Here is a 10,453-nt window from a genome sequence, read left to right as displayed (position 1 = left end):
AAACGCTGTTCGCCCAGCTCATCGCGTGGTACATCGCACAGCAAACGCAATACTGGCGACAACAGCGGGGGCTTGCATGAACGCCGGCCTTCCGCTGCTGCACGACACGTTCGCGCGTGCGGCCCGCGCCGCCGCCACCGGCACGCCGACGCTGGCGTCGGTCTCAGTGCCGCTGCGCCCGCTCGACTTCTTCGACCTGATCGCCGCGTGGGACGACGGCGTCACGCCGTGGTGCTTCCACGAAGCCGGCGATGCGTCCGTCACGCTGTACGGCTGGGATTGCGCGGTCGAACTGAGCGCCACCGGCGACACGCGCTTCGCGCAGATCGATGCGCGCTGGCGCACGCTCGTGAGTGATGCAATCACGGCCGGCCCGCAGCCGCCGCGGCTGGTCGGCGGCTTCCGGTTCGATTCGCGCGGCCCGCGCAGCGCGCACTGGGCATCGTTTCCCGATGCGAGCATGACGCTGGCGAAGCTGCTGATCGTGCGCGAAGGCGATGCGCACTGGGCCGTCTGCCAGCAGGTCGTCGCCGCCCACGACGATCCCACCGCGCTCGCGCATGCGTGCCTCGCGCGGATCGAGTCGCTCGGCACGCTTGCACCGGCCGCGGAAGACGACGCGCCGCACCTGCTGCACACGCAGGCGCTGCAGGCGGGCGAATGGCAGCACGAAGTCCGTCGTGCGGTGGATGCGATCCACGACGGCGCCTTCGGCAAGGTCGTGCTCGCCCGCGACGTGCTCGAACAGTACGCGCGGCCTGTGGCGATCGCGCCGCTGCTGCGCCGGCTGCGACGGCGCGACGCGCATGCGCACCTGTTCGCGGTCCGTCGCGACGGAGCGTGCTTCGTCGGCGCGACGCCGGAACGGCTCGCGCGTGTCGCGGCCGGCGACGTGCGCACGCATGCGCTGGCCGGCACGATCCGGCGCGGCGCCACGCCCGACGACGATCGCGCACTCGGCGCCGCGCTGATGGCTTCCGCGAAGGAGCGGCTCGAACATGCACTCGTCGTCGACGCCATCCGCGCCGCGCTCGCGCCGCTGTCGCGCGCGCTCGACGTGCCCGATCAACCGTCGCTGCACCGGCTGCCGAAGCTCCAGCACCTGAGCACGCCGATCCGCGCGACGCTGAATGCGGATGCGACGCTGTTGCAGGTGGTCGCGGCGCTGCACCCGACGCCCGCGGTGGCCGGCCATCCGCGCGCACCGGCGCTCGACCATATCCGTGCGTACGAAGGCTTCGATCGCGGCTGGTATGCGGCGCCGATCGGCTGGATCGATGCGCACGGCAACGGCGATTTCATCGTCGCGCTGCGCTCGGCGCTGATCGCGGGCGGTGCGTGCCGGCTGTTCGCGGGCTGCGGCATCGTCGCCGATTCCGAGCCGGTCAACGAATATCAGGAAACCGAACTGAAGCTGTCCGGCATGCAGGCGGCGATCCGCGTGCGCGACGCGGCGGCGGAGCGGCCGGGCCACACGCAGGCGTCGGCTTCGTCGATGGTCGACTGATTCCCGTCGGCCGTCAAAGCAACGGCAGCGTTTGCCGGATATGGTCGGCGAAGGCTGCCGTCAGGTGCGACGGCCGCTTCCGGTCGAACCGCAGCGTAATGCCCACGGCGGGCAACGGCGGCAAGCGCGGATCGCCGTTGACGATCGCGAGGTCGGCCGGCACGGCCGTCTGCGTCATCACCGCGAACGCCTGCCCCGAGCGCACCAGCGCGATCAGCCCGGCGAGGCTGCTGCTCGCATACGCGACGCGGTAGTCGCGGCCGACGCGGTTCAACGCGTCGCACGCCGCGAGGTGATCGAGCGTGTCGCGATCGGACAGCGCGAGCGGCAGCGGATCGAAATGCGCGGGTGCGAGCCCCGGATAGCCGATCCAGACCAGCGGCTCGCGGCGAATGACGTCGTCGGTCGCGCCGTCGTCCGGCACGGAAATCATCGCCAGATCGACCGCGCGCTTCTCCAGCTGTTCGACGAGTCGCGGCGTCGGCCCACAGACGACTTCGACGATCGCCTGCGGATGCTGGCTCGAAAACTGCCGCAGCAGCGACGGCAGCCACACTTGCGCGTAATCGTCCGGGCACCCGAACCGGATCGTCCCCGACAGCCCCGTGCCGCACAGGTCGGCCATCGCCTCGTCGTGCAGCCGCAGGATGCGCTGCGCATGCACGAGCAGCCGCTCGCCCGGCTGCGTCAGCACCACGCCACGGCCGGTGCGCTGGAACAGCGGCTGGTCGACCACTTCCTCGAGCCGCTTCATCTGCTGGCTGAGCGCGGATTGCGTGCGGCCGACGCGCGCGGCCGCGCGGCTCAGCGCGCGCACCTCGGCGATCACGACGAACGAGCGCAGCAGGTCGATTTCGAGCGAAAGCGCCAAGGTATTAGCCCCTTTTCTAGCTTGCATTAGAACTATTCGATTCCATCAAACCAGACGCGCGCCTAGACTGCAAGCGATCCCTGCCCTTTTGCCCGGAGCCGCCCGATGTCCCTGAACGACGACGCAACCTTCTGGCGCAACGCCAGGCAGCACCTGGTCCGCTACGGCGGCACGTTCGAGCCGATGATCGTCGAGCGCGCGAAGGGCAGCTTCGTCTACGATGCCGACGGCCGCGCGATCCTCGATTTCACGTCGGGCCAGATGAGCGCGGTGCTCGGCCACAGCCATCCGGAGATCGTGTCCGTGATCGGCGAATACGCGGGCAAGCTCGACCACCTGTTCAGCGGGATGCTGTCACGGCCGGTCGTCGAGCTCGCGACGCGCCTGGCCGACCTCACGCCCGCCGGGCTCGACCGCGCGCTGCTGCTCAGCACCGGCGCGGAATCGAACGAGGCGGCGATCCGGATGGCGAAGCTCGTCACCGGCAAGTACGAGATCGTCGGCTTCGCGCAGTCGTGGCACGGGATGACGGGCGCCGCCGCGTCGGCCACGTACAGCGCCGGCCGCAAGGGCGTCGGCCCCGCGGCGGTCGGTTCGTTCGCGATTCCGGCCCCGTTCACGTACCGGCCGCGCTTCGAGCGCAACGGCGCGTACGACCCGCTCGCCGAGCTCGACTACGCGTTCGACCTGATCGACCGCCAGTCGAGCGGCAATCTTGCCGCGTTCATCGCGGAGCCGATCCTCAGTTCGGGCGGGATCATCGAGTTGCCGAACGGCTATATGGCCGCGCTCAAGCGCAAGTGCGAGGAACGCGGCATGCTGCTGATCCTCGACGAGGCGCAGACGGGCGTCGGCCGCACCGGCACGATGTTCGCGTGCCAGCGCGACGGCGTGACGCCCGACATCCTGACGCTGTCGAAGACGCTCGGCGCCGGGCTGCCGCTCGCGGCAATGGTCACGTCCGCGGCCATCGAGGAACGCGCGCACGAGCTCGGCTACCTGTTCTATACGACCCACGTGTCCGACCCGCTGCCGGCGGCGGTCGGCCTGCGCGTGCTCGACGTCGTGCAGCGCGACGGCCTCGTCGCGCGCGCCAACACGATGGGCGAGCGGCTGCGGCGCGGCCTGCTCGACCTGATGGAGCGCTTCGACTGCATCGGCGACGTGCGCGGACGCGGGCTGCTGCTCGGCGTCGAGATCGTCAAGGATCGCCGCACCAAGGAGCCGGCGGACGGGCTCGGCGCGAAGATCACGCGCGAGTGCATGAAGCTCGGGCTCAGCATGAACATCGTGCAGTTGCCCGGCATGGGCGGCGTGTTCCGGATCGCGCCGCCGCTGACCGTCAGCGACGAAGAGATCGACCTCGGCCTGTCGCTGCTGGAGCAGGCGATCGAGCGCGCGCTGTAACGTAACGCCGTTCTCTCCGTCACGCGGTCCGTCGCGCCGGCTCAACCGGCCGGCGCGACGGATTGACGCTCGATCAACCCGCTTCCGCCGCCCACGCCTGCGCATCGGCGCCGGCCGGCATGCGCATCGGGCTGGACGGATCGGTCGCCGCGCGCCACACGGCTTCGGCGACGTCCTGCGCGTGGGTGATCGGCCCCGACGCATCGAGCATCCGCGCGACGGCCTTGCCGACGAAATCCGCATACGCCTCGTGCTCGAAGCCGTGCATGTTGGCTCGTGCGTTGTCGGAGAAACGCGTGTCGGGCGCGCGGCCCGGCAGCACGAGATGCGCGCGCACGCCGAACGGCTCGAGCTCGGCCGCCATCGATTCGGTATAGGCATTGACTGCCGCCTTGCTCGCGCGATACGCGCTGACCAGCGGCAGCGCTTTCAGCGTGACGCTCGACGTGACGTTCACGACCACGCCGGCCCCGCGCGCGCGAAACTGCGGCAGCACGACCTGCGTCACCGCGATCGTGCCGATCGTATTGGTGTCGAACAGCGCGCGCACCGTGTCGAGCGGCAGGAGTTCGGCCGGTGCGGCCGCGCCGACGCCCGCGTTGTTGACGAGCACGTCGATCGGGCCGGCGGCGTCGATCGCGGCGCGAATGCTGTCCGCGTTCGTCACGTCCAGCGGCAGCACGCGCAAGCGCTCCGACGGCGGCAGCACGTCGTCGTTCGGCTTGCGCATCGTCGCGACGACCTGCCAGTCGCGCGCCAGGAAATGGCGCGCGATTTCGAGGCCGAAGCCGGAGGAACAGCCGGTAATCAGTACGGTCTTCATGCGAACTCCTCGGGTGTGTTGAGCATGTGTCCGTACGATAGATGGCCGGAACCGTATTCGCTACAATCGACAATCCGCTTTTCTTTTGCGAGAGTCCGACCATGATCGACCCACTGACCGAAGTCGTGACGCTGCTGCAACCGGGCGCGCGGTACTCGAAGTACGTCCGTGGCGCGAGCCCGTGGGCGATCAGCCGCACGGTCGCCGGCGAGCCGTTCTATTGCGCGGTCCTCGACGGCGGGTGCCGGATCGCGATCGACGGGCACGCGCCGATCGAGCTGCTGGCCGGCGATTTCATGCTGATTCCGGCGGCCTACGGCGTGGCGATGTCGAGCCTCGAACCGCCGCCGCCGGGCGTCGACACCGCGCCGCCCGTCATGCTCGACCACGGCGAATACCGGATCGGCGATCCGGCCAATCCGGTCGACACGCGGATGATGGCCGGCAACTGCAGCTTCGGTTCGCCCGACGCGGCGCTGCTGGTGTCGTTGCTGCCCCGCTTCGTGCACGTACGCGGCGAGCCGCGGCTGACCACGCTCGTGCAACTGGTGCGCGACGAATCGCGCGCGCAGCGGCCGGCCCGCGAGATCGTGCTGGCGCGCCTGCTGGAAGTGCTGCTGATCGAGGCGATGCGCTTCACGACCGGCACGCATGCATCGCCCGGCCTCGTGCGCGGGCTCGCCGACAGCCGCCTCGCGGCCGCGCTGCGCCGGATGCACGAGCGCCCCGCCCATCCGTGGACGATCGTCGAACTCGCGAAGGAAGCCGCGCTGTCGCGCTCGACGTTCTTCGAACGCTTCAGCCGCGCGGTCGGCGTCGCGCCGATGGAGTACCTGCTGACATGGCGCATGGCGCTCGCGAAGGATCTGCTCCGCCGCAACGAAGGGCGCATCGCGGAGATCGCGGCGCGCGTCGGCTACAGCTCGGCGAGCACCTTCAGCGTCGCGTTCGCGCGGCACGTCGGCCGGCCGCCCGCGCAATATGCGCGCGACGAACAAGCGATGGTGAGCGAATCATGACCCGCACCCGTCCTCCCTGTTCCGCCACCCGCCACCCCGTTTCGTCGCGCCACGACGACGGTCGAGGCCCCCGATGACGACCGACGCCAAGGCCGTGGGCACGACCGACCACTGGCTCGTCGCGCGCCGCGACGCGGAAACCGGCATCGAGATGCCTGCACGCGCATTTCAACGGCCATGCGTACGATGCGCACGATCACGACGACATGCTGGTCGGCTTCACCGAACAGGGCGTGCAGCGCTTTCAGTGCCACCGCTCGCTGCATACCAGCGTGCCGGGCCGCGCGATCCTGATCGAGCCGGGCGCGATGCACGACGGCCACGCGCCTGAGGCGGGAGGCTTCACGTACGGGATGCTGTACCTGCCGCAAGCGTGGGTCGAGCGCGCCGCGCGCCGGCTCGACCTGCCGGGCCTCGGCAGCGTCGAAGCCACGTTCGGCCATACGCTCGTCGACGATCGCGGCCTCGTCGACGCGATCCGGAACGCGTTCTTCGCGATCCACGACAACGAAGGCCGGCTCGCGCGCGACCAGACGCTCGACCGCCTGCTGATACGGCTCGGCAGTCAACTGGGCGGCCCGCTCGCACTGGAAAGCGGCGTCGTGCCGCCCGCGATCGCGCGCGTACGCGACCTGCTGCACGCACACATGGACGGCAACCTCGGCCTCGACGAACTCGCGAGCGTCGCCGGCATCGACCGGTTCCGGCTGACGCGGATGTTCCAGCGTGCGTTCGGCACGTCGCCGCACGCATACCTCGTGCGCTTGCGGCTGCGCGCCGCGCGCAAGCTGCTGGCTGCCGGCCGCACGCCCGCACAGGCGGCCGCCGACGTCGGCTTCGCGGACCAGAGCCACCTCGGCCGCTGGTTTCGCCGCGCGTACCGGATCACGCCGGCCGCGTACCGGCAACTCTGCACAAACGTTCCAGACTGATCGCGCACGACGTCCGATCATGGGCGCTCCAACGAGGAGCAAGCATGTTCGATACCAAAGTAGCGCTGATCGTGCGCGACGATCTCGCCGCGTGGCAAAAACTCAACGTGGTCGCGTTTCTCGCGACGGGCGTCGCGGCCGGTGCGCCGGACGCACTGGGCGAGCCTTACGAGGATGCGGCCGGGCGCCGCTATAGCCGGATGCGGGGCCAGCCGATGCTGGTGTTCGCGGCCGATCTGAACGGATTGCAGGCCGCGCACCGGCAGGCGCTGTCGCGCGAACTGACGATCGTGCCCTACGTGCGCGCGATGTTTTCGACCGGGCACGATGCGGCCAACCGCGCGGCGTTTCGCGCCGAGGATGCGGACAATCCCGATCTGGTCGGCCTGGCATTGCACGGGCCGAAGAAGGCCGTCGACAAGGCGGTGAAAGGGCTGGCGTTGCATGCGTGACCGCCGGCGTGCCCGGTTCGCCGTCGCCGGTCAGCGATGCGCGAGCACGTTGACGAGCTTGCCGAACGGGTCGCGCACGTAAAACCGCCGCACGCCCCACGGCTCGTCGGCCGGCCCGTATTCGACGGAAATGCCGGCCGCCCGGACCCGCGCGAGCGCTTCATCGACATCGTCGACCTCGATCGACAGATCGGGCGTCGGCGTGCCCGATCCGCCGTGCGACGCAAAGCTGATCTGCACGTCCATCTGCTCGGCGTTGCCGTAGGTCGCGATCCAGCCGTGGTCCATCAGCAGGTCGAGACCGAAGATCCGTTGATAGAAGCGCTTTGCATCGTCGATCGAGCGCGTGTCGACGTTGGCGACGATCCGTTTGACTTTCATCGGGTTCCTTCACGAGTCGGGCAGTCTCGCGAAGCTACACCGGAATCGCGCGCGCAACCAGTGCGTCAGCGGCCGGCCGTCTCCAGGTCCGCGCAGCGCGGCCGCGCGGGCCGCGCACCGGGCTTGCCGGCCAGCCAGACGCCGACCGCGACCACGACGATGCCGACGTAGGTCGTCACCGCGATCCGGTCGCCGAACATCCACGCGGCCCACAGCAGCGTCACCGGCGGTTCGAGATAGACGAGCGTCGCCACGCGCGTCGCCGGCATGCGCTTGAGCAGCGCCCACAGCGACAGGTAAGCGATGAAGGTCGAGAACACCGTCAGCCACACGACCGACACCCACACGTTCGGCTGCGTCGGCACGTGCAGGTCGCCGGTGACGATCCCGCACGCCGCGAACAGCACGAGGCTCACGCCACCCTGCACGAACAGCGGCAGGAACAGCCCGTCCTCGTTGCTGCGCGCGGCCGTCAGCGCGCGGCGGCGCTGATAGATCGTCGCGATCGACAGCCCGAACGCGGACACCAGCGGCAGCAGGTACATGACGATCCCGACCGACCCGGCCGGCAGCGCATATTGGCCGCCGATCACGATGCCCACGCCGACGAACCCGACGACGAGCCCGGCCCACTGGCGCGCCCCGCTGCGCTCGCTGCCGCCGAACGACGTCATCGCCGCCGTGATGAGCGGCTGCAACGCCGCGACGATCGCGGCGATGCCCGGCGGCAGGCCGTGCTGGATCGCGACGTACACGCAGGCCAGATAGAGGAATTGCGACAGGAAACCGATCACCGCGTGATAGCAGATTTTCTCGAGCGTCAGGCGCCCGAGCTGCCGATTGAGGACGATCGCGAGGCACAGCGTGACGAGCAGGAACCGCCAGAACAGCAGGTTGAACGCACCGGCCGTCTCCGCGCCGAGCTTGGCGCCGATGAATCCGGAACTCCACGACAGGACGAAAACGAGTTGAAGCAGGAAGAGCTGCATGGCGCGACGGTTCTCAGAAAGTGGCCGAAGCCAGGCGCTGGTCGCCCAGATCGTCCGGCCGGATCGGTTCGAGCCCCAGGCGGCGGTACTGCAGCTCGGCGTCGTCCCTGAGGGCACGCCGCAGCGCCAGCCAGTTCACGGCGGTGCGCGCAATGCCGTCGTCCGACGCGAGATGCCAGAACCCGTTGTCGTCCTCGCGTGTGTAGGGGCAATGAAACGACAGCACCAGCGACATGCGACGCCCGGCCTCGACCGGTTCGACGCCATGAAAGAGCTTGCTGCCGTAGATCAGCAGCGCATCGCCCGCGTGGTCCAGGTTCGCGGTCCTCACGTGCCGGCGCTCGGGATCGTGGCGATCGAACGTCTCCGCCCTCGATTCGTAGAACAGAAAGTTGCCGCCGGCGTAATCGGCGCGATCCGACAGCACGATGTTCAGCACGAAGCTGGTGCCGTCGGTGTGCCACATGCCGAGTTGCGCCTTGCCGTCGCGCTGATCCGTCGGATAGTAGTAGTTGAACTGCGAGCGCGCGTTGGCCATCGGATACGGGATCAACGGCACACCGGCGAGGCGCGACACCCGCAGCAGGAACGCGCGATCGTGCATCATGTCGTCGATGAAGCGCGAGCGGTTCGTCACCGCACGCACGCGCTTCGAGATGATCCAGTTGCTGCTCGACGCGCTGCGTTCCAGCGCGCGGCCGATCTCGCGCAGCGCGTCGACCGCTTCGTCGGAAAACAACCGGCGCAGGTGACACACCGCATTCAGCGCATCCGAGCGCGTGCCGCGCATCGGCACGTCGCGATAACCGAGATCGTCGAGGTTGCGGCGGTAGCGCACCTCGTAGCCGTCGCGCAGGCACGCGCCGCTCCAGCGCATCGGTTCCGTCGATGCGTCGAGCGTGCCGCCGACGTTCGCGCCGACGGACAGCGACGTCCGCAGCGCCAGCGTCACCCGGCCGAACCCGCGCGCAAATACCGGCAATGCATGTCCCTTGTTCATCGCGTGCCTCGCTGTCGACGTTTCGCCATTCAGCCCTTGTACTGCGCAATCTGGTACACGACGCTGCCGTCCCCGCTATGCAATTCGTCGATCACGCGGCAATTGCCGTGGCTCAGGCGGACGTGGCGGAATTGCTCCGGCGTGTATTTCAGGCAGACATTGGTGATCAGATGCCCGTCGGCCCCCGCTTTCGACACCGGCTGCAGCGTGACCGCCACATGGAACTGGTCGCCGAGCAGATTGAGCCGCACGATCGAGACATGGTGCTTGCCGAGCGGCTCGAAGCCCTGCTGCCGGCTGACGATTTCGGAGAACCGCACCATGTTCTCGTTCTGGTAGAAGTCGTAGATGGGCTCTTCGCGCCCTTCCACGAGCAACTGCATCTCCGACACGACGTAAGTCGACTTGCCGCCGAGATTGCGAATCAGCCGGCCGATCGTCACCGGCAACTCGTTGCCTTCCTGGAACCCGAGCATCGTGATGAACGTCACGTCCTGGCCCAGGTCGATATGGTTCCACTGCACGTTCCGGTAATCGTCGGCGATGTAGTTGAAACAGCCGGGCGTTTTCAGGAACGGCATGATCGCGTGCCGCATCGCGTCTTCCGACGACTCGTTGATGTCGACGGCCGTGTAACGCAGATGATCCGGCCCGCCGCCGCTGACCGCTTTCATCAGCTCGGTCGTCTTGACCGGCTCGGGCCCCAGCTCGATGTAATGGACATGGCGGCCGCGCGACAACGTCGCGAGCCGCTCGCTCAATGCGCCGATCGCTTCGCGCAACGAACCCTTGCCGTCGCGATCCGCGCACAGCGCCGGGCTTCGCACGCCCAGTTCGTTCAGGTTGCGCATCAGCGCAAAGACTTCGCGCCCCGCTTCCCGTCGCCGCGCGTCATCGCCAGTGCGATGCAACGTCGAATATTTTTCGTGATTCTCGACCGTCCATACCGACTCCGCCTTCAGCTTCCTGTCCCGCACCAATGCATCTACGACAAAATCATTGATCGACATGAATCGTTCCCCGGATGCGTGCAACGCCCGACCGGCTGCCTGCCGTTGTCTGCCTGTTGACC

The 10,453-nt window shown here is 68.6% G+C and carries 10 protein-coding genes and 1 pseudogene; 5 read left to right on the top strand and 6 right to left on the bottom strand.

What is annotated here, in order from left to right:
• Positions 1-76: 76 nt before the first annotated feature.
• A complete protein-coding gene (locus tag JMF86_RS17445; protein ID WP_011547167.1) occupies positions 77-1,507 on the top strand; it encodes an isochorismate synthase in 1,431 nt (476 codons plus the stop codon).
• Positions 1,508-1,520: 13 nt separating this feature from the next.
• Here JMF86_RS17445 and JMF86_RS17440 read toward each other — a convergent pair whose 3' ends face one another.
• Positions 1,521-2,405 carry a LysR family transcriptional regulator gene (locus tag JMF86_RS17440; protein WP_011547166.1) on the bottom strand — a complete coding sequence of 295 codons (885 nt, stop codon included), beginning with the start codon at positions 2,403-2,405 and terminating at the stop codon, positions 1,521-1,523.
• Between the two features lie 78 nt (positions 2,406-2,483).
• On the opposite strand from JMF86_RS17440, the gene JMF86_RS17435 reads away from it, so the two are divergent.
• Entirely contained in the window at positions 2,484-3,785 is a 1,302-nt protein-coding gene (locus JMF86_RS17435; RefSeq protein ID WP_011547165.1) for an aspartate aminotransferase family protein, read from the top strand.
• A 73-nt stretch (positions 3,786-3,858) separates the two neighbouring features.
• Here the strand turns inward: JMF86_RS17435 and JMF86_RS17430 are convergent, their stop codons facing one another.
• Entirely contained in the window at positions 3,859-4,608 is a 750-nt protein-coding gene (locus JMF86_RS17430) for an SDR family oxidoreductase (RefSeq protein ID WP_011547164.1), read from the bottom strand.
• Positions 4,609-4,649: 41 nt separating this feature from the next.
• On the opposite strand from JMF86_RS17430, the gene JMF86_RS17425 reads away from it, so the two are divergent.
• The 3 genes and pseudogenes from JMF86_RS17425 to JMF86_RS17415 all read left to right on the top strand — a co-directional run bounded on the left by JMF86_RS17425 (position 4,650) and on the right by JMF86_RS17415 (position 7,011).
• A complete protein-coding gene (locus tag JMF86_RS17425; protein WP_011547163.1) occupies positions 4,650-5,627 on the top strand; it encodes an AraC family transcriptional regulator in 978 nt (325 codons plus the stop codon).
• 73 nt (positions 5,628-5,700) lie between these two features.
• Positions 5,701-6,559: pseudogene (locus tag JMF86_RS17420) on the top strand (helix-turn-helix domain-containing protein).
• A gap of 44 nt (positions 6,560-6,603) precedes the next feature.
• The gene (locus JMF86_RS17415; RefSeq protein ID WP_011547161.1) at positions 6,604-7,011 is read left to right on the top strand and encodes a DUF2000 domain-containing protein; all 408 of its coding nucleotides are present in this window, start codon (positions 6,604-6,606) and stop codon (positions 7,009-7,011) included.
• 30 nt (positions 7,012-7,041) lie between these two features.
• Here the strand turns inward: JMF86_RS17415 and JMF86_RS17410 are convergent, their stop codons facing one another.
• From JMF86_RS17410 to JMF86_RS17395, 4 genes are all read right to left on the bottom strand, one after another.
• Positions 7,042-7,392: a VOC family protein gene (locus JMF86_RS17410; protein WP_011547160.1), complete on the bottom strand. Its 351-nt coding sequence runs from the start codon at positions 7,390-7,392 to the stop codon at positions 7,042-7,044.
• 65 nt (positions 7,393-7,457) lie between these two features.
• Positions 7,458-8,381, bottom strand: coding sequence for a DMT family transporter (locus JMF86_RS17405; RefSeq protein WP_011547159.1), 924 nt, complete (start codon positions 8,379-8,381; stop codon positions 7,458-7,460).
• A 13-nt stretch (positions 8,382-8,394) separates the two neighbouring features.
• Positions 8,395-9,381, bottom strand: a complete 987-nt coding sequence (locus JMF86_RS17400) for a 2OG-Fe(II) oxygenase family protein (RefSeq protein WP_011547158.1) — start codon at positions 9,379-9,381, stop codon at positions 8,395-8,397.
• Between the two features lie 29 nt (positions 9,382-9,410).
• The gene (locus tag JMF86_RS17395; protein ID WP_011547157.1) at positions 9,411-10,391 is read right to left on the bottom strand and encodes a hypothetical protein; all 981 of its coding nucleotides are present in this window, start codon (positions 10,389-10,391) and stop codon (positions 9,411-9,413) included.
• Positions 10,392-10,453: the final 62 nt, after the last annotated feature.

This window comes from Burkholderia sp. E168m15, from assembly GCF_016586105.1.
GTDB classification, from domain to species: domain Bacteria; phylum Pseudomonadota; class Gammaproteobacteria; order Burkholderiales; family Burkholderiaceae; genus Burkholderia; species Burkholderia orbicola.
Note: the sequence above shows the minus strand (reverse complement) of the source record. Positions and strands in the feature narration are given on the sequence as shown.

What these genes read in the sequence shown, in the direction of transcription:
- JMF86_RS17445 (WP_011547167.1), top strand. Translation starts at nt 77, where the DNA reads ATGAACGCCGGCCTTCCGCTGCTGCACGACACGTTCGCGCGTGCGGCC.
- JMF86_RS17440 (WP_011547166.1), bottom strand. Translation starts at nt 2,405, where the DNA reads ATGCAAGCTAGAAAAGGGGCTAATACCTTGGCGCTTTCGCTCGAAATC.
- JMF86_RS17435 (WP_011547165.1), top strand. Translation starts at nt 2,484, where the DNA reads ATGTCCCTGAACGACGACGCAACCTTCTGGCGCAACGCCAGGCAGCAC.
- JMF86_RS17430 (WP_011547164.1), bottom strand. Translation starts at nt 4,608, where the DNA reads ATGAAGACCGTACTGATTACCGGCTGTTCCTCCGGCTTCGGCCTCGAA.
- JMF86_RS17425 (WP_011547163.1), top strand. Translation starts at nt 4,650, where the DNA reads ATGGCCGGAACCGTATTCGCTACAATCGACAATCCGCTTTTCTTTTGC.
- JMF86_RS17415 (WP_011547161.1), top strand. Translation starts at nt 6,604, where the DNA reads ATGTTCGATACCAAAGTAGCGCTGATCGTGCGCGACGATCTCGCCGCG.
- JMF86_RS17410 (WP_011547160.1), bottom strand. Translation starts at nt 7,392, where the DNA reads ATGAAAGTCAAACGGATCGTCGCCAACGTCGACACGCGCTCGATCGAC.
- JMF86_RS17405 (WP_011547159.1), bottom strand. Translation starts at nt 8,381, where the DNA reads ATGCAGCTCTTCCTGCTTCAACTCGTTTTCGTCCTGTCGTGGAGTTCC.
- JMF86_RS17400 (WP_011547158.1), bottom strand. Translation starts at nt 9,381, where the DNA reads ATGAACAAGGGACATGCATTGCCGGTATTTGCGCGCGGGTTCGGCCGG.
- JMF86_RS17395 (WP_011547157.1), bottom strand. Translation starts at nt 10,391, where the DNA reads ATGTCGATCAATGATTTTGTCGTAGATGCATTGGTGCGGGACAGGAAG.